Origin of the sequence: Janthinobacterium sp. 75, from assembly GCF_004365495.1 — a bacterium.
In the GTDB taxonomy this organism is placed as follows: domain Bacteria; phylum Pseudomonadota; class Gammaproteobacteria; order Burkholderiales; family Burkholderiaceae_D; genus Janthinobacterium.
This window is the reverse complement of sequence record NZ_SORD01000001.1, coordinates 1239743-1258219: the sequence shown is the minus strand read 5'-3', so window position 1 is coordinate 1258219 and position 18477 is coordinate 1239743. Positions and strand designations below refer to the sequence as shown.

The window sequence follows — 18477 nt, the reverse complement described above, 5'->3', positions numbered from 1 at the left end:
TTGGCCATGATGTGATCCTCTCTTCTACTCGTTTTATCTCGTTTGTATCCTCTCTATTGCAAGCGCTGTGCCAGCTTTTCCACCCTCGTCAAAAAAGATCATAAGTCATTGATTTTATGAAATAATATTTTCATCTGTATTTTTCAACGGGAATTAGCAGGCATTGCGATTTCGAATACAATTATCTTTTCAGATAAAGTCTTATCCAAAATATGCAAGCAAAACGCACTGTCGTCATCGGCTTTCTCGGCACGCAACTCGACAATGGCAGGGGCGCGGCACGCTGGGAGAAGTGGCGCCCCAGCATCGCCCTGACCCAGCACGAGGACAAGATCATCGACCGTTTCGAGTTGCTGTACGCAGGCAGCCAGTTCAGCAACCTGGTGCAGCAGGTGTCGCAGGATATCGCCAGCGTCTCGCCGGAAACCGAATTAATCGCGCATGCACTCCCCATCAGCGATGCCTGGGACTTCGAGAACGTGTACGGCGCCCTCTACGATTTCGCCAACAACTACCCCTTCGATCCGAACAAGGAAGACTATTGGATCCACATCACCACCGGTAGCCACGTGGCGCAAATCTGCATGTTCCTGATGACGGAGGCACGCTATTTCCCCGGCCGCCTCGTGCAGACATCACCGCCCAAGCGCCAGGCTGCCGGCAATCCCGGCAGCTACGCGCTGATCGACCTCGATCTGTCCCGCTACGATCAGATCGCCCAGCGTTTTACGCGCGAACAGGCCGAAGGCGTGGCCTTCCTGAAGTCAGGCATCGCCACGCGCAATGCGAAGTTCAACGCCATGATCGAGGAAATCGAGCGCGTCGCCATCAAGTCCCGCGCCCCCATGCTGCTGATGGGGCCTACGGGCGCCGGCAAATCCTTTCTCGCGCGCCGCGTCTATGAACTGAAAAAATCGCGCCACCAGATCGACGGCAAATTCATCGATCTCAATTGCGCCACCCTGCATGGCGACGGCGCCGCGTCCACCCTGTTCGGCCATATCAAGGGTTCATTCACTGGCGCCGGCGTGGACCGGCCAGGCTTGCTGCGCAGCGCACACAAGGGATTGCTGTTTCTCGATGAAATCGGTGAGCTAGGGCTAGACGAACAGGCGATGCTGCTGAAAGCCATCGAAGAAAAACGTTTTTTCCCTGTAGGTGCGGACACGGAAGTGCAGAGCGACTTCCAGCTGATCGCCGGCACCAACCGCGACCTGGGCAAGGAGGTAGCCGCCGGCCGCTTCCGCGAAGACCTGTATGCGCGCATCAACCTGTGGACCTATGAATTGCCTGGCCTGGTGCAGCGTCCGGAAGACATCGAGCCGAACCTGGAATATCTGCTGGCGCAATATGGCGCCGAAACGGGCGAACGAGTGCGCTTCAACAAGGAGGCCCGCGAACGCTTCATGCGTTTCGCCACCTTGCCCACCTCAGCATGGAATGGCAATTTCCGCGATCTGTCGGCCGCTGTCACGCGCCTGGCGACTCTATCGGAAGCGGGTCGCATCACGGATGGCGTGGTCGACGAAGAGATCAAGCGCCTGCAGCGGATGTGGCAGCATCATGGTGGGCGTAGCGCCCATCCGGAAGTGGACCTGGCAGCGATCATGGGAGAGCAGGCTGCCGCGCAACTCGACCTGTTCGATGCGTTGCAGCTGCAAGCAGTGATCAAGGTATGCCGGCAATCGAACAGCCTGTCCGATGCGGGCCGCACGCTGTATGCAGTCTCGCGTGCCGTGAAAGCCAAGCCGAATGATGCGGACAGGCTCAAGAAATTCCTGGCCCGCTTTGACCTGGAATGGCACAGAGTATGTTGACTTAATTAAACGGCAAAGGCAGCGGGCAGCGCGCAGCGCTGCCTTTTTTGTATCCAACCGTCTTGCAACACAAACCTGCAGACGAAAAAAAACCCCACCGGAGTCCGGTGGGGTTTTCTTCTACTGCGAATAACAAGCCTGACGATAACCTACTTTCACACTGGTTGCAGCACTATCATCGGCGCAAAGTTGTTTCACGGTCCTGTTCGGGATGGGAAGGGGTGGGACCAACTTGCTATGGTCATCAGGCATAACTTGTACTGGCATTTGTCCTCAATTGAGCGACAAAGCCTGAATCTGGAAGAAGCAAAGATTGGGGTAATGAATAGTAGTATCAACAAACTCACAACGTTGTACCGTCTTATCCTCTGTACCTGCTAAGGTTATAGGGACAAGCCGTACGGGCAATTAGTACTGGTTAGCTTAATGCATTACTGCACTTCCACACCCAGCCTATCAACGTCCTGGTCTCGAACGACCCTTCAAAGAGCTCAAGGCTCTGGGAAATCTCATCTCAAGGCAAGTTTCCCGCTTAGATGCTTTCAGCGGTTATCTCTTCCGAACTTAGCTACCCGGCAATGCCACTGGCGTGACAACCGGTACACCAGAGGTTCGTCCACTCCGGTCCTCTCGTACTAGGAGCAGCCCCCTTCAAATTTCCAACGCCCACGGCAGATAGGGACCAAACTGTCTCACGACGTTTTAAACCCAGCTCACGTACCACTTTAAATGGCGAACAGCCATACCCTTGGGACCGGCTACAGCCCCAGGATGTGATGAGCCGACATCGAGGTGCCAAACTCCCCCGTCGATATGAACTCTTGGGAGGAATCAGCCTGTTATCCCCAGAGTACCTTTTATCCGTTGAGCGATGGCCCTTCCATACAGAACCACCGGATCACTATGTCCTACTTTCGTACCTGCTCGACTTGTCAGTCTCGCAGTTAAGCACGCTTATGCCATTGCACTATCAACACGATGTCCGACCGTATCTAGCGTACCTTCGAACTCCTCCGTTACACTTTAGGAGGAGACCGCCCCAGTCAAACTGCCTACCATGCACTGTCCCCGATCCGGATAACGGACCAAGGTTAGAACCTCAAACAAACCAGGGTGGTATTTCAAGGTTGGCTCCACGAGAACTAGCGTCCCCGCTTCAAAGCCTCCCACCTATCCTACACAGATTGGTTCAAAGTCCAATGCAAAGCTACAGTAAAGGTTCATGGGGTCTTTCCGTCTAGCCGCGGGTAGATTGCATCATCACAAACATTTCAACTTCGCTGAGTCTCGGGAGGAGACAGTGTGGCCATCGTTACGCCATTCGTGCAGGTCGGAACTTACCCGACAAGGAATTTCGCTACCTTAGGACCGTTATAGTTACGGCCGCCGTTTACTGGGACTTCAATCAAGAGCTTGCACCCCATCATTTAATCTTCCAGCACCGGGCAGGCGTCACACCCTATACGTCCACTTTCGTGTTTGCAGAGTGCTGTGTTTTTATTAAACAGTCGCAGCCACCAGTTTATTGCAACCCTTTCACCCTCATGGAGTAAACCAATCAAGCTACCGGGGCGTACCTTTTCCCGAAGTTACGGTACCAATTTGCCGAGTTCCTTCTCCCGAGTTCTCTCAAGCGCCTTAGAATACTCATCTCGCCCACCTGTGTCGGTTTGCGGTACGGTCTCGTATGACTGAAGCTTAGAGGCTTTTCTTGGAACCACTTCCGATTGCTTCGTGAACAAGTTCACTCGTCTCAACCCCTTGAATTCCGCACCCGGATTTGCCTAAGTGCCTTCTATGAGCCAAAAACCAACTATTCCAACAGTTGGACAACCTTCCGCGATCCGTCCCCCCATCGCATCATACGACGGTGCAGGAATATTAACCTGCTTCCCATCAGCTACGCATCTCTGCCTCGCCTTAGGGGCCGACTCACCCTGCTCCGATGAACGTTGAACAGGAAACCTTGGGCTTACGGCGTGGAGGCTTTTCACCCCCATTATCGCTACTCATGTCAGCATTCGCACTTCTGATACCTCCAGCATCCTTTACAAGACACCTTCGCAGGCTTACAGAACGCTCTCCTACCATATATATCTGTGATAAATCACAGAACAATATCCGCAGCTTCGGTGACTGGCTTAGCCCCGTTACATCTTCCGCGCAGGACGACTCGATCAGTGAGCTATTACGCTTTCTTTAAATGATGGCTGCTTCTAAGCCAACATCCTGACTGTTTTAGCCTTCCCACTTCGTTTTCCACTTAGCCAATCTTTGGGACCTTAGCTGGCGGTCTGGGTTGTTTCCCTCTTGACGCCGGACGTTAGCACCCGACGTCTGTCTCCCAAGCTCGCACTCATCGGTATTCGGAGTTTGCAATGGTTTGGTAAGTCGCAATGACCCCCTAGCCATAACAGTGCTCTACCCCCGATGGTGATACTTGAGGCACTACCTAAATAGTTTTCGGAGAGAACCAGCTATTTCCAAGTTTGTTTAGCCTTTCACCCCTACCCACAGCTCATCCCCTAATTTTTCAACATTAGTGGGTTCGGACCTCCAGGGCGTGTTACCGCACCTTCATCCTGGCCATGAGTAGATCACTTGGTTTCGGGTCTACACCCAGCGACTGATCGCCCTATTCGGACTCGATTTCTCTACGGCTTCCCTATTCGGTTAACCTTGCCACTGAATGTAAGTCGCTGACCCATTATACAAAAGGTACGCAGTCACGGAACAAGTCCGCTCCTACTGTTTGTATGCACACGGTTTCAGGATCTATTTCACTCCCCTTCCGGGGTTCTTTTCGCCTTTCCCTCACGGTACTGGTTCACTATCGGTCGATTACGAGTATTTAGCCTTGGAGGATGGTCCCCCCATATTCAGACAGGATGTCACGTGTCCCGCCCTACTTGTCGTACGCTTAGTATCACCGGTCCAATTTCACATACGGGGCTATCACCCACTATGGCTCCTATTTCCAGAGGATTCTGTTATCGGTCCGACTATCACGTACAGGCTCTTCCCATTTCGCTCGCCGCTACTTTGGGAATCTCGGTTGATTTCTTTTCCTGCAGCTACTTAGATGTTTCAGTTCGCCGCGTTCGCCTTGCATACCTATGTATTCAGTATGCAATACCCTAAAAGGGTGGGTTGCCCCATTCGGAAATCTGCGGATCAAAGTGTGTTTGCTCACTCCCCGCAGCTTATCGCAAGCTACTACGTCCTTCATCGCCTGTAATCGCCAAGGCATCCACCATGTGCACTTATTCGCTTGTCCCTATAACGTTAGCCTCTCATCATTTGCATAATGAAAGAGCGCTACAGGGATAAGAAAGTACAACGTTGTTGCTTGTTTGTTGATACATACAATCATTACCCATCGATTTGCTTTTTACGGCAAATCAATCAATAAATAATCTTTACTTCTTCCAGATTGTTAAAGAACATACAGCACTTGATCTCGAAAAGACCAAACCTAAATCCCGGTGCATTAATCAGCACTGATTTACGTTTGAACTTTTGGTGGAGGATGACGGGATCGAACCGACGACCCCCTGCTTGCAAAGCAGGTGCTCTCCCAGCTGAGCTAATCCCCCTAGGGTATTTCCAGACTGCAGAAACTGGTAGGGCTGGTTGGACTCGAACCAACGACCCCCGCGTTATCAACACGGTGCTCTAACCAGCTGAGCTACAGCCCCAAATGCTGTTCTTTATATTAACAGCCGATAAGTGTGAACATTTGATGCGTGAATCATTTACATGATTCGTGCAAACTCTAGAAAGGAGGTGATCCAGCCGCACCTTCCGATACGGCTACCTTGTTACGACTTCACCCCAGTCACGAATCCTACCGTGGTAAGCGCCCTCCTTACGGTTAAGCTACCTACTTCTGGTAAAACCCGCTCCCATGGTGTGACGGGCGGTGTGTACAAGACCCGGGAACGTATTCACCGCGACATGCTGATCCGCGATTACTAGCGATTCCAACTTCATGCAGTCGAGTTGCAGACTACAATCCGGACTACGATACACTTTCTGCGATTAGCTCCCCCTCGCGGGTTGGCGGCGCTCTGTATGTACCATTGTATGACGTGTGAAGCCCTACCCATAAGGGCCATGAGGACTTGACGTCATCCCCACCTTCCTCCGGTTTGTCACCGGCAGTCTCATTAGAGTGCCCTTTCGTAGCAACTAATGACAAGGGTTGCGCTCGTTGCGGGACTTAACCCAACATCTCACGACACGAGCTGACGACAGCCATGCAGCACCTGTGTACTGGTTCTCTTTCGAGCACTCCCAAATCTCTCCGGGATTCCAGCCATGTCAAGGGTAGGTAAGGTTTTTCGCGTTGCATCGAATTAATCCACATCATCCACCGCTTGTGCGGGTCCCCGTCAATTCCTTTGAGTTTTAATCTTGCGACCGTACTCCCCAGGCGGTCTACTTCACGCGTTAGCTGCGTTACCAAGTCAATTAAGACCCGACAACTAGTAGACATCGTTTAGGGCGTGGACTACCAGGGTATCTAATCCTGTTTGCTCCCCACGCTTTCGTGCATGAGCGTCAATCTTGACCCAGGGGGCTGCCTTCGCCATCGGTGTTCCTCCACATATCTACGCATTTCACTGCTACACGTGGAATTCTACCCCCCTCTGCCAGATTCTAGCCTTGCAGTCTCCAATGCAATTCCCAGGTTGAGCCCGGGGATTTCACATCAGACTTACAAAACCGCCTGCGCACGCTTTACGCCCAGTAATTCCGATTAACGCTTGCACCCTACGTATTACCGCGGCTGCTGGCACGTAGTTAGCCGGTGCTTATTCTTCAGGTACCGTCATTAGCAAGAGATATTAGCTCTCACCGTTTCTTCCCTGACAAAAGAGCTTTACAACCCGAAGGCCTTCTTCACTCACGCGGCATTGCTGGATCAGGCTTTCGCCCATTGTCCAAAATTCCCCACTGCTGCCTCCCGTAGGAGTCTGGACCGTGTCTCAGTTCCAGTGTGGCTGGTCGTCCTCTCAGACCAGCTACTGATCGATGCCTTGGTAGGCTTTTACCCTACCAACTAGCTAATCAGATATCGGCCGCTCCACGAGCATGAGGTCTTGCGATCCCCCACTTTCATCCTTAGATCGTATGCGGTATTAGCGTAACTTTCGCTACGTTATCCCCCACTCTAGGGTACGTTCCGATATATTACTCACCCGTTCGCCACTCGCCACCAGAGCAAGCTCCGTGCTGCCGTTCGACTTGCATGTGTAAGGCATGCCGCCAGCGTTCAATCTGAGCCAGGATCAAACTCTTCAGTTTAATCTCTGTTACTTTGCCATTTTATTGGCACCGTCTTGCGACGGGTCGCTCACTCAAAAAACTGACAGGCTACTTCCGAAGAAGTATCCTATTTCATTATTTCTTGTGAACATTTGATATTTTAAGTTAGACGCCAATCCGAAGATTGGCGCTGCACTTACATCAAATGCCCACACTTATCGACTGTTAATTGTTAAAGAACGGTATTCGGTACTGCTTTCGCGCTATCGACAAAGCGTTGTGTTTGTCAGCTGCGAAGAAGGAAGAGTATGAAGCGTTTCGGCCATTTCGTCAACCCCGTTTTTCAGCGCATTGCACTTAAAAACTTTTTACTACCCAGCCCCGGAAGGCTGTCCCTTTTGTGCCGCAAACTAGTGCGTCTCATTGGGGAGGCGAACTATAGCCAAATCCGTGCTACTAAGCAAGCTTTATCCGGATAAATCGTCGTGTGCAGCGTAAAATGGCTGTTTTCCCCGAATCGCACCCGTCATGACCATCCTGCTCTCCACCTTGAACGCCCGCTATACCCACGCTTCGCTGGGCTTGCGCTATTTGCTGGCCAATATGGGGCCGCTGCAGGCACAAACGCGACTGCAGGAATTCGTCATTGGCGCCAAGACTACAGAACTGGTCGAGCGCATCCTGACGAACAAGCCGCGCATCATCGGTTTTGGCGTGTATATATGGAACGTCGAGGAAACGACGAAACTGGTGGCCATGCTCAAGCGCGTGGCGCCCGAGGTCATCATCGTGCTGGGCGGGCCGGAAGTGTCGCATGAGGCGGGCGAGCAGGAAATCGTCCGGCTGGCCGATTACCTGATCACGGGCTGGGGCGACGTCACCTTCCCCAAACTGTGCGGCGAGATTCTCAACGGGCCGAAACCACTGATGAAGATCCATGCCGGCGTGCAAGCCCCGCTGGCCGAACTGCAACTGCCCTACTCCTTATATACAGACGACGATATCCGCCACCGCACGATTTACGTGGAGGCGTCGCGCGGCTGCCCGTTCAAATGCGAGTTTTGCCTGTCGGCGCTGGACAAGACGGCCTGGCCCTTCGCCCTGGAAAACTTCCTGGCCGAGATGGAATCACTGCACGCGCGCGGTGCCCGCCTGTTCAAGTTCGTCGACCGCACCTTCAACCTGAACATCAAGACCAGCTTGAAGATCATGCAGTTCTTTCTTGACAAGATCGAAGCCAATCCGGACGATCCCATCTACGCCCACTTCGAGCTGGTGCCCGACCATTTGCCCGATGCCTTGAAAGAAGGCATCAGCAAGTTCCCGCCCGGCGCCTTGCAGTTCGAAATCGGCATCCAGAGTTTCAATCCGGACGTACAATCGCTGGTCAGCCGCAAGCAGGATAATCAAAAGGCGGCCGATAACATCCGCTGGCTTTGCGAAGAATCAAACGCCCACTTGCACGTGGACTTGATTGCCGGTTTGCCGGGCGAGGATGAAGCGAGCTTTGCGGCCGGCTTCAACAAGCTGGTGGCCTTGAAACCGCATGAAATCCAGTTCGGCATCTTGAAACGGCTGCGCGGCACGCCCATCATCCGCCATACGGAAAACTACGGCATGGTGTTCGACCCGCACCCGCCCTACACTATCCTGGCAAACAAACAGCTCGACTTCATGAGCATGCAGCGCCTCGTGCGCTTCGCCCGCTACTGGGACCTGGTGGCCAACTCGGGCCGCTTCGCCAATACGGTGCAGTGGATGCTGGGCGATGCGCCATTTGACAACTTCATGGACTTTTCGAACTGGCTTTACGCCCACACGGACGCCACCCACCGCATCGCCATGGAGCGCCTGGCCAAGCTGGTGGCGCAATGGCTGCAGACGCGCGGCATGAGCGCGGTCGAGGCCAATGCCCTCGTGGCCAGCGACTATGCGGGCGGCGCGCAGGCGCCCACGCATGCCAAACCAAGCGAAGTGAGCGCTAGCAGCACCAAGGTACGCCCGGACGTAGCCTTGCCGCTGCGCCAGGCGCGCCACCTGGCGTACTGAGACGGCGGCGATTGAACATCTGTGGCGGTCCGCGCCATTCTCCCTTAAACTGGCACGATGCCGACTGTACAATCGCCGAAACTGACCCTCTCCCAGACCAGCTCCCAACAGGGAGCCCTAGTCACTGCCAGCGGCACCTGGCAGGTGCATGCGCTGGCGCATGACAATGCCATCAAGGCCATCGACGCCCAGCTCAAGCCCCTGCAGGACGACGCCAATGCGCACTGGGACCTGTCGCAGATCGACAGCATGGACCATATCGGCGCCCAGCTGTTCTGGAATGCCTGGGGCAAGCGGCGCCCCGCGCAGCTGACCCTGGCGCCATCGCTGGAAGAGTTTTTCCGGCGCATCGAAGAGACGGGCCCCCTGGAAACACCGCCATCGCGCGCCAACCGCCTCACGCCCGTGATGAAGCTGGGCATGGCCATTTTGCTGTTTTTCGAACATTTAAAGGGGTTTATTGCCCTCGTGGGCCAGGTAACGCAGGATATCGGCCGCTTTGCGCGCCATCCCATGCGTGGACCATGGCGTGAAATTTCCGCCAACATCTTCCATGCGGGCTTCCAGGCGCTGGGTATCACGGCGCTCGTGGGCTTTCTGATCGGCGTGGTGCTGTCCTATCTGTCGGCGCAGCAGCTGCGCGCCTTTGGCGGCGACATTTATCTGGTCAACCTGCTGGGCATGAGCGTCATCCGCGAACTGGGGCCCTTGTTGGCCGCCATTCTCGTGGCGGGCCGCTCGGGCTCATCCATCACGGCCCAGCTGGGCGTCATGCGCGTCACGGAAGAGCTCGACGCCATGCTGGTGATGGGCATTTCGCACGGTTTTCGCCTGATTATGCCAAAAGTGCTGGCCCTGGCCATTTCCATGCCCCTGCTCGTCATCTGGACGGACACGGCCGCGCTGATCGGCGGCATGGTGGCGGCCAAGGTGGAATTAAACTTGTCGGCGCGCTACTTCATCCAGAAGCTGCCGGATGCCGTGCCGCTGGCCAATTACATGATCGGCCTGGGCAAGGGCGTCATCTTCGGCATGCTGATCGCCCTCGTCTCATGCCATTTCGGCCTGCGCATCAAGGCCAATACGGAAAGCCTGGGGCATGGCACTACCACCGCCGTCGTCACGGCCATCACCGTGGTGATCCTGGCTGACGCCGTGTTTGCCATCGTCTTCAATGGAGTGGGATATTGATGGCGGACAACGATAACGCTTGCAAGGCGAGCGAGGGCAACGAGGGCCAGTTCAACCTGCACGGCAGCGCTCCCGTGGTGGAAATCACCAACTTGTGGACCAAGTTCGGCCGCACCGTCGTGCACCAGGACTTGAACCTGGAAATCGAACGGGGCGAAATCCTCTCCATCGTGGGCGGCTCCGGCACGGGCAAGACGGTGCTGTTGCGCCAGATGCTGGGCCTGGAACATCCAGCACGGGGATGCGTCAAAGTCTTTGGCGAGGATATCAACAAGGCCAGCTCGGACCAGCTGCAGCAATTGCGCAACCACTGGGGCATGCTGTTCCAGCAAGGCGCGTTGTATTCGGCCCTGACCGTGTTCGACAACGTGGCGCAGCCCATGCGCGAATTGCGTGTGCTGCCCGAAGCGCTGGTGCGCGACGCGGTACTATTAAAGATGAATATGGTGGGCCTGGGCCCGGAACATGCGCTGAAAATGCCATCGGATCTCTCGGGCGGCATGATCAAGCGCGTGGCCCTGGCGCGCGCCCTGGCGCTGGAACCAAAGCTGCTGTTCCTCGACGAACCGACGGCGGGCCTGGACCCGGACTTGTCGGAAAGTTTTGTATCCCTGATCCAGTCGCTGCACCGCGAACTGGGTTTGACGGTGGTGATGGTCACGCATGACCTCGATACCCTGTTTGCCCTGTCCACGCGCATCGCCGTGCTGGCGGAAAAACACGTGATTGCCATCGGTCCCACGCGCGAGGTAATCGAAGTCGACCATCCGTTCATCAAGCAATTTTTCCTCGGCGACCGCGGCAAGCGCGCACTGGCCGTCCTCGATGAAAAACAGGCGGCGGACAAGGCGGCGCAGCCAGGCGCTGACGCCGGCACAGACAAGAAAGCGGAGAAGTAATGGAAAACAGATCACATGCCCTGATGACGGGATTTTTTACACTGACCTTGCTGGTGGCCGCCATTTTGTTCGGCGTCTGGTTCAACCGCGACCGCGTGGAGCGCGTCCCCTACCTGCTCGCCACCACACTGTCCGTGCCGGGCCTCAACCCACAGGCGACCGTCCGCTACCGGGGCCTGGAGGTGGGCAAGGTCGACGCCATCGATTTCGACACGCAAAAGGCGGGACAAATCCTCGTGCACATCAGCGTGGCGCCCGACACCCCCGTCACCAACACCACCTTTGCCAGCCTGGGCTACCAGGGCGTGACGGGCATCGCCTACATCCAGCTCGACGATGAACACGTGGGTTCGACACTGCTGGGTACCAGCAAGGACAAGCCTTCGCTGATTCCCTTGCGCGCCGGCTTGCTCGACCAGCTGGAAAAGCGCGGCAAGCGCATCCTCGACCAGGCCGAGCAGATCACCAACAAGGTCAACAACCTGCTCAGCCCCGACAACCAGGCGGCCATGCTGGGCGCCTTCAATGAAGTGGGCAAGGCGGCCAAGGCCTTTGGCGCCATTCCGCAGCAACTGGAGCCGACCCTGACGCAATTGCCGCAGTTGACGGAACAAACACGCCAGACCTTGACGGCCGTCAGTACGGCTAGCAAGAACGTGTCGGACTTGACTGCCACCTGGAAAAAACTCGGTCACGACATCCAGGCGCCCGGCGGCGTGCTCGACAAGGTCAATGGCACGGTCGATCGGGTTGGCAATTCGGTGGAAACGGTGGCCAATGGCGTATCGCTGGAAGTGCTGCCGCAGGTAATCGAGTTGAGCGGCGAGGCGCGCTCCTCGATGCGCGCCCTGAAAACCACCATGAGCACGCTCAATGAACAGCCGCAGAGCATCTTGTTCGGCGCCCCAGATATCCCGCCCGGCCCGGGCGAGCCCGGTTTTTCGGCACCGGGCAAATAAGGAGAACACAGCATGCATATCCCACGCAATGTCACCGCGCTAGCCCTGGCGGCCATATTCCTGCTGGGCGGTTGCGCCAGCCGCGGCCCCGTCCCCACGTTCTACGATTTCGGCCCGGCAGCGCCGCTGGCGGCCGCGCAAGCGGCTGCGCCAGCCATCCCCGTGCTGGTGATCGCCGACGCCAACGGCCCCTCCTGGCTGGACAGCCAGCGCATGTATTACCGCTTGCTGTACGCCGATGCACAGCAATCGCGTCCGTACGCCTACAACCGCTGGAACACGCCGCCGTTGCAACTGCTGAGCCAGCGCCTGAAAACCCGCGTGGCGCAAAGCGGCGTGAAAGTGCTGTCGACCACGGACGCGGCCGCCGGCATGCCCCTGCTGCGCATCGATGTCGATGACTTTTCGCAAAACTTCGATACGCAAACGCAAAGCAGCGGCCACGTCTCGCTGCGCGCCTCGCTGTTCCGCGGCCACCGCCTGATCGACCAGAAGACCTTCAGCCGCAGCGGCCCGGCCGGCAGTGCCGACGCGCAAGGTGGCGCGCAGGCGCTGGCGGCAGCATCGGACGCCATCGCCTCCGACCTGCTGGTCTGGCTGGGCACGCTGACCATCCCGAAAGAATGACCGTAACAGAATGACCGCCTCCGCAGCCCCTGCCAGCCCGCCAGCGCCACTGCCGCCCGTACGCTCGTCGCCCGTCTCGCGCGCGACCCTGCTCGCCTACGTCTTCCTGATCGTCTACGCCAGCTGGTTCCCGTTCACGGGCTGGCACAGCAATGGCCTGTCACCCCTAACCTTCCTGGAAAACACGCGCATGCCCCGTTACTGGACGGGCTTTGACGTGGGCGTCAACGTCGTCGGCTACATCCCGCTGGGCGCCCTGATCGTGTATTCGCTGTTTCCAAGGATGACTGGTTTCTTTGCCGTCGTCATCGCCAGCCTGTGCGGCATGTTGATTTCCGGCAGCATGGAAGCCGTGCAAACCTATTTGCCCAGCCGCGTGTCGTCGAATCTCGATTTTTATACGAACTCGGCCGGCTGCCTTATCGGTTCCATCATCGGCGCCTTGACGGCGCGTAAACTGCTCGACCATAGCCATTTGCTGCGCCTGCGCCAGCGCTGGTTTGCCCAGCACGCCAGCCAGGGCCTGGTGCTGGTGGCCCTGTGGCCGCTGGCACAAATCTACCCGCAAGGCTATCTGTTCGGCCTGGGCCAGCTGCTGCCCATCCTGTCGGACTGGCTTTCCAGCCTGATGGGCATGGAGATCGACCTGGCATCCTACCTGCGTCCCGACGTGATATTGACGGTTGAGCAATATTGGCTATCGGAAACCATCATCACGGCTTGCGGCATGACGGGCGCCGTGCTCACCTTGCTGTGCCTGCTGCGCCGCGCCGCGCCCCGTGCCGTGCTGATGCTGACCCTGATCACCGCCGCATTGATCGTGCGCTCGATGGCCAGCGCGCTGCTGTTTTCGCCGGAAAACGCCTTCGTCTGGATCACGCCGGGTGCCCAGGGTGGTTTTTTGATCGGCCTGATCATGCTGGGCGGCCTGGCGTTCGCTCCCCACGTGGCGCAGCGCCGCATCGCGGCCGCCACCTTGCTGCTGAGCCTGGTGATGGTGAACACGACACCGATCAACCCGTATTTCATGTCCACATTGCAGGGCTGGGTACAAGGAAAATTCCTGAACTTTAATGGTGCGGCGCAATTCCTGGCCCTGCTGTGGCCTTTCATGGCCCTGTGGTTCCTGTGTCTGCCCTCGCACCGCCTGAACCGGCAGGACGATGCGCAGCGCCACCGTCGCGAAGACCACCCATAAGCGCTATCATGGCGCATTGATGAATCAGCAGGAGCATAGTATGAGCGACGCACCGTATTTTGAACGCCACGTTTTTTTCTGCATGAACAAACGTGAAGACGGCCGCAACAGTTGCGGCGACCATGGCGCGGAAGCGGCGCAAAAGCATTGCAAGCGCCGCATCAAGGAACTCGACATGAATGGCGCGGGCAAGATCCGCATCAACCAGGCCGGCTGCATGGACCGCTGCGAAGAAGGCCCGGTGCTGGTCATCTACCCGGAAGCGACCTGGTACACCTATGTCGACACCAGCGATATCGACGAAATCATCGATACCCACCTGGTGGGCGGCAAGATCGTCGATCGCCTCAAGATTTAATGCCAATTTAAGAGAATGCCACCAGTATGAGCATCATGAACAGAAACTCGGAAAAATTTACCCTCGCCGGCCATGCAGGCAGCATGGAAGGCTTGCTCGATTTCCCGGCAGACACCCCCCGCGGCATCGCCCTCGTTGCCCATCCGCACCCGCTGTACGGCGGCACGATGGATAACAAGGTCACGCAAACCCTGGCGCGCGCCTTTGTCGCCCTCGGTTACGTGGTGGCGCGCATCAACTTCCGCGGTGTGGGCGCATCGGAAGGCGCACACGACCATGGCGTGGGCGAAACGGACGACATGCAATTGCTGTATGAACACATGCGCAGCCTGTACCCGGGCCTGCCCGTGGCCTTGTCCGGCTTTTCCTTCGGCACCTTCGTGCAATCGAAACTGCAGGAACGCCTGGCCGCCGCCGGAACGCCCGTCGAGCGCCTGGCGCTGATCGGTAGCGCTGCCGGCAAGTGGGCCATGGCTGACATTCCCGCCGACACGATTTTGATCCACGGCGAACTGGACGACACGATTCCCCTGTCCGCCGTCTTCGACTGGGCCCGTCCACAAGACATTCCCGTGATCGTGATCCCCGGCGCAGACCACTTTTTCCACCGCAAGCTCAATCACATCAAGAGCCTCGTGATTGCCCTGTGGCATGGTGACAAACCCGCAATCGCAGCAGATGATCATTGAAGTGTGGGCTTACTACCGTCTCCACGGCTATAATTGATCCGTTTTTTCCACGCGGCCATGTGAGCAGCAACAACATGGCCCCCAGCCTTCATCTTTTTCGCAGACCAGCCTCCATGAAAAAACTCTTAGCGGCACTGGCCTCCAGTGTACTTTTCCTATCCGCCGCCTTCGCGCAAACCGTTCCAGCCCCGACCATCGCCGCCAAGTCCTGGCTGTTGCTTGACGCCACCAGTGGCCAGATCATTGCTTCGCAAGATCCGGACGCCCGCATCGAGCCGGCGTCGTTGACCAAGATCATGACGGCTTACCTGACGTTTGCCGCCATCCGCGAAAAGAAACTGGCGCTGGACCAAAAAGTGAATGTCTCCGTGCGCGCCTGGAAAGTCGATTCGAGCAGCTCGAAGATGTTCATCGACCCGGCCACGCCCGTATCGATCGACGACTTGCTGCATGGCCTGATGATTCAATCGGGTAACGACGCCGCCGTGGCGCTGGCTGAAGCCGTTGCCGGCGATGAAGGCACCTTCGTCGTGCTGATGAACCGCGAAGCGCAGCGCATGGGCCTGAAAAACACGCGTTTTGCCAATCCACATGGCTTGCCTAGCCCGGAAAACTATTCCACGGCGCAAGACCTGTCCGTGCTGGCCCAGCGCGTGATCGCCGACTATCCGGAATTCTACAAGATCGATTCCGTAAAAAGCTTTACCTACAACAAGATCACCCAGCCTAACCGCAACCGCCTGCTGTGGCTGGACCCAACCGTGGACGGCATGAAGACGGGCCACACGGAAGCGGCCGGCTATTGCATGATCGCGTCCGCCCGCCGTCCAGGCGGCACCGGCGAGCGCCGCCTGATCTCCGTGGTGCTGGGCACCACATCCGACCAGTCGCGTACGCAGGAAAGCCAGAAGCTGCTGAACTGGGGCTTCCAGAACTTCGATACGGTCAAGCTGTACTCGAAGGGCCAGGCCGTGGCCACGCCGGAAGTGTGGAAGGGCTCGAAAGGCACCGTGAAAATCGGTTTCGCCCGCGACGTGCTCGTCACCGTGCCAAAAGGCATGGCTGCCAAGATGAAACCTGTGCTGGAACGCAAGGACCCGCTGGTCGCGCCACTGGCTGAAAACGCCCCGGTCGGCAAGCTGAAAATGATGGTTGAGGACAAGGTCCTGCTGGAACTGCCTGTCGTGGCACTGGAAACCATCAACCAGGCCACGATCTTCGGCCGCGCCTGGGATTCGATGCGTCTCTGGATGAAATAAGTCATTCTCCAGCCCATGAAAAATGCCCGCAGCTTATGCGGGCATTTTTTTCGTCCATTAACTGTACGCGATGCCCGTCGGCTTCAGGAGCAGGCTTGATGCGCTCCGAACGCAAGCCATACCGAGTGGGCGCCCGTGCAAGGCGAGCGTGGAGCAGCAGATGCGCTACCGGCGCTGGCGTACCGGTTGCAACTGAGCGGCCAGCTCGACCTTGCCCTGCAGGAGCGTTGCGGTCGCTTCATCCGCAGCATGCTATAGATTAGCTGGCTATAATCGTGGCGAGTCCTTCAACGCCACCATCAGAAAGTCAGCCCATGAGCCAAGTTTTTTCCCCCGCCAGCATGCAAGCACCGCGCAGCCGTTTAAGCAGCAACGGTCCCGAACTGTCGCGCATCGTCGCCGGCATGTGGCGCATCGGCGAGTGGAATATGTCGGCGCAGCAGCGCCTGACCTTCATCGAGCAATGCCTGGACCTGGGCGTGTCGAGTTTCGACCACGCCGATATCTATGGCGATTACAGCGCCGAAGGCTTGTTTGGCGAGGCGCTGGCCCTGCAGCCAGGCTTGCGTGACAAAATGGAGCTGGTCAGCAAGTGCGGCATCAAGCTGCTCTCGCCGCATCGTCCCGGTCACGCCATCCAGCATTACGACACGAGCGCGGCCCACATCACCAGTTCCGTGGAACACAGCTTGCGCCAGTTGCAGACGGACCGCCTGGACTTGCTGCTGATCCACCGTCCCGATCCGCTGATGGATTTCGACGAGATCGCCGGCGCGTTCACCCAGCTACGGCAGGCAGGCAAGGTGCTGCACTTTGGCGTGTCGAACTTCAGCCGCCACCAGTTCGAGTGCCTGCACCGGCGCTTCCCGCTGGTGACGAACCAGGTGGAATTTTCACCGCTGCACGTGGCGCCCCTGTTCGACGAAACATTCGATGGCTTGCAGGACGTGGGAGTGGCGCCGATGATCTGGTCGCCGCTGGCCGGCGGGCGTTTGTTCCAGAGTGGCGATGCGAATGTGGAGAACTTGCGCAATGTCATCAAGCAGATCGCCGACCAGCTGCAGCGTCCGTTTGCCAGCGTGGTGTTTGCCTGGATCATGCAACTGCCATGCCGCCCCCTGCCGCTGACGGGCTCGGGCCGCATCGAAGCCGTGGGCGTGGCCGTGGAAGGCACGCAGTTCACGCTCAGCCGCAGCGACTGGTTCGCCATCCTGCGTGCCGCGCGCGGGCACGAGGTTGCCTAAAATTTAGTCAATTTCATCGGGATCATTAAAGACTTGCGGCAACGCAATGCCGCGCCAGCCCAAGTACCACCCCAGGTTCAGGGCCAGGGTGGCGGCGATGTAGACGGCGAAGAACAGCGCGAAGAAGCTGGTCTTCAGCCACACCAGCAGGGCGACGGCGACGATCAGCACCAGCAGCGCGGCCAGGCTTTTCTTTTGCTTGGAGCTGGGGAAACGCAAGGTCGACACCATCAGGCTGCCCACGCCCACCAGCAGCAGCATCAGCAGATAGCTGTGCAGCATGGAATCGATGGGTGCCGGCCAGGCCACCACCACGGCCGCCACGCAGGCGGCACCGGCCGTGATCGGCATGCCGACAAAATACAGGGGGTCGGTACGCCCGACATTCACATTGAAGCGCGCCAGGCGCATGGCCCCGCAGGCAACAAAGAAGAAGCTGGCCATGCCGCCAAAGCGCAGCAGCAGCGGGTCGTGCACGCCCATCTGCACAAAGCCATAGCAGTACAACAAGACGGCCGGGGCGCAGCCGAAATTCATCACGTCTGCGATGGAATCGAGCTGCACGCCAAACTGCGAACTGGTGTTCGTCAGGCGCGCCACATAGCCGTCGAGGGCATCAAACACGCCGGCCAGCACCAGCAGCGCCGCAGCCAGGCGGTAGGCATCCGCGTCGCCCACCGGGGCGTTATCGACGGAAATGACGATGCTGGCAAAGCCGCAGGCTATCGACAGCAAAGTCACCATGCTGGGCAAGGCGTATTTGGCGCGCTGCAGGCGCGACTTGGGCAAGGTGTTCAAATTATGGGCAATCAAAGTAGCGGGAATGAGGCAATGCAGCGGCAAACGCTGCGCTGCGCTCATTCTACCCTGCGCAGCCGCGGGAGCGTCCCCGCACGAGCGCGCGACATATCTTTTC

12 protein-coding genes, 2 tRNA genes and 3 rRNA genes are annotated in these 18477 nt (G+C 57.6%); 11 read left to right on the top strand and 6 right to left on the bottom strand.

Features of this window, described 5'->3' with window-relative positions; genetic code table 11:
- Positions 1-212: 212 nt before the first annotated feature.
- Positions 213-1817 (top strand): RNA repair transcriptional activator RtcR, encoded by a 1605-nt coding sequence (gene rtcR / locus C8C89_RS05820; protein ID WP_133989115.1) that lies wholly within the window; start codon positions 213-215, stop codon positions 1815-1817.
- A gap of 136 nt (positions 1818-1953) precedes the next feature.
- Here rtcR and rrf read toward each other — a convergent pair.
- The 5 genes from rrf to C8C89_RS05795 form a co-directional block, all read right to left on the bottom strand.
- A 5S ribosomal RNA gene (rrf, locus tag C8C89_RS05815) occupies positions 1954-2066 on the bottom strand.
- Positions 2067-2204: 138 nt separating this feature from the next.
- Positions 2205-5094, bottom strand: a 23S ribosomal RNA gene (locus C8C89_RS05810).
- 243 nt (positions 5095-5337) lie between these two features.
- Positions 5338-5413 (bottom strand) — tRNA-Ala (locus tag C8C89_RS05805).
- Positions 5414-5438: 25 nt separating this feature from the next.
- Positions 5439-5515: transfer RNA gene (locus C8C89_RS05800), tRNA-Ile, on the bottom strand.
- Positions 5516-5596: 81 nt separating this feature from the next.
- Positions 5597-7127: ribosomal RNA gene (locus C8C89_RS05795) — 16S ribosomal RNA — on the bottom strand.
- Together the 16S, 23S and 5S rRNA genes with 2 tRNA genes alongside form the textbook arrangement of a ribosomal RNA operon.
- A gap of 489 nt (positions 7128-7616) precedes the next feature.
- Here C8C89_RS05795 and C8C89_RS05790 point away from each other — a divergent pair.
- The 10 genes from C8C89_RS05790 (at position 7617) to C8C89_RS05745 (ending at position 17561) form a co-directional block, all read left to right on the top strand.
- Complete coding sequence (locus tag C8C89_RS05790) at positions 7617-9137, top strand: DUF4080 domain-containing protein (RefSeq protein WP_133989114.1); 1521 nt, start codon at positions 7617-7619, stop codon at positions 9135-9137.
- A gap of 57 nt (positions 9138-9194) precedes the next feature.
- A complete protein-coding gene (locus C8C89_RS05785; RefSeq protein ID WP_101483110.1) occupies positions 9195-10328 on the top strand; it encodes an ABC transporter permease in 1134 nt (377 codons plus the stop codon).
- Positions 10328-11227: an ATP-binding cassette domain-containing protein gene (locus C8C89_RS05780; protein WP_101483111.1), complete on the top strand. Its 900-nt coding sequence runs from the start codon at positions 10328-10330 to the stop codon at positions 11225-11227. Before C8C89_RS05785 ends, C8C89_RS05780 begins: the two co-directional genes overlap by 1 nt.
- Positions 11227-12186 carry an MlaD family protein gene (locus tag C8C89_RS05775; RefSeq protein ID WP_101483112.1) on the top strand — a complete coding sequence of 320 codons (960 nt, stop codon included), beginning with the start codon at positions 11227-11229 and terminating at the stop codon, positions 12184-12186. The genes C8C89_RS05780 and C8C89_RS05775 overlap by 1 nt, the downstream gene beginning before the upstream one ends.
- A gap of 12 nt (positions 12187-12198) precedes the next feature.
- Positions 12199-12813, top strand: a complete 615-nt coding sequence (locus tag C8C89_RS05770) for an ABC-type transport auxiliary lipoprotein family protein (protein ID WP_133989113.1) — start codon at positions 12199-12201, stop codon at positions 12811-12813.
- Between the two features lie 10 nt (positions 12814-12823).
- Positions 12824-14011: a VanZ family protein gene (locus C8C89_RS05765; protein ID WP_133989112.1), complete on the top strand. Its 1188-nt coding sequence runs from the start codon at positions 12824-12826 to the stop codon at positions 14009-14011.
- A 40-nt stretch (positions 14012-14051) separates the two neighbouring features.
- Complete coding sequence (locus tag C8C89_RS05760; protein ID WP_101484774.1) at positions 14052-14369, top strand: ferredoxin; 318 nt, start codon at positions 14052-14054, stop codon at positions 14367-14369.
- 35 nt (positions 14370-14404) lie between these two features.
- Positions 14405-15058 (top strand): alpha/beta hydrolase, encoded by a 654-nt coding sequence (locus C8C89_RS05755; protein ID WP_133989111.1) that lies wholly within the window; start codon positions 14405-14407, stop codon positions 15056-15058.
- Positions 15059-15171: 113 nt separating this feature from the next.
- Positions 15172-16317, top strand: a complete 1146-nt coding sequence (locus C8C89_RS05750; protein WP_101483115.1) for a D-alanyl-D-alanine carboxypeptidase family protein — start codon at positions 15172-15174, stop codon at positions 16315-16317.
- Positions 16318-16631: 314 nt separating this feature from the next.
- Entirely contained in the window at positions 16632-17561 is a 930-nt protein-coding gene (locus C8C89_RS05745) for an aldo/keto reductase (RefSeq protein ID WP_133989110.1), read from the top strand.
- Between the two features lie 3 nt (positions 17562-17564).
- Here the strand turns inward: C8C89_RS05745 and pssA are convergent, their stop codons facing one another.
- The gene (pssA, locus tag C8C89_RS05740; RefSeq protein ID WP_166674855.1) at positions 17565-18335 is read right to left on the bottom strand and encodes a CDP-diacylglycerol--serine O-phosphatidyltransferase; all 771 of its coding nucleotides are present in this window, start codon (positions 18333-18335) and stop codon (positions 17565-17567) included.
- Positions 18336-18477: the final 142 nt, after the last annotated feature.

Excerpts from the sequence above, each read along its gene's own strand:
- C8C89_RS05760 (WP_101484774.1), top strand. The coding sequence starts at position 14,052 with ATGAGCGACGCACCGTATTTTGAACGCCACGTTTTTTTCTGCATGAAC.
- C8C89_RS05785 (WP_101483110.1), top strand. The coding sequence starts at position 9,195 with ATGCCGACTGTACAATCGCCGAAACTGACCCTCTCCCAGACCAGCTCC.
- C8C89_RS05780 (WP_101483111.1), top strand. The coding sequence starts at position 10,328 with ATGGCGGACAACGATAACGCTTGCAAGGCGAGCGAGGGCAACGAGGGC.
- C8C89_RS05755 (WP_133989111.1), top strand. The coding sequence starts at position 14,405 with ATGAACAGAAACTCGGAAAAATTTACCCTCGCCGGCCATGCAGGCAGC.
- C8C89_RS05770 (WP_133989113.1), top strand. The coding sequence starts at position 12,199 with ATGCATATCCCACGCAATGTCACCGCGCTAGCCCTGGCGGCCATATTC.
- C8C89_RS05745 (WP_133989110.1), top strand. The coding sequence starts at position 16,632 with ATGAGCCAAGTTTTTTCCCCCGCCAGCATGCAAGCACCGCGCAGCCGT.
- C8C89_RS05750 (WP_101483115.1), top strand. The coding sequence starts at position 15,172 with ATGAAAAAACTCTTAGCGGCACTGGCCTCCAGTGTACTTTTCCTATCC.
- C8C89_RS05790 (WP_133989114.1), top strand. The coding sequence starts at position 7,617 with ATGACCATCCTGCTCTCCACCTTGAACGCCCGCTATACCCACGCTTCG.
- rtcR (WP_133989115.1), top strand. The coding sequence starts at position 213 with ATGCAAGCAAAACGCACTGTCGTCATCGGCTTTCTCGGCACGCAACTC.
- C8C89_RS05765 (WP_133989112.1), top strand. The coding sequence starts at position 12,824 with ATGACCGCCTCCGCAGCCCCTGCCAGCCCGCCAGCGCCACTGCCGCCC.
- C8C89_RS05775 (WP_101483112.1), top strand. The coding sequence starts at position 11,227 with ATGGAAAACAGATCACATGCCCTGATGACGGGATTTTTTACACTGACC.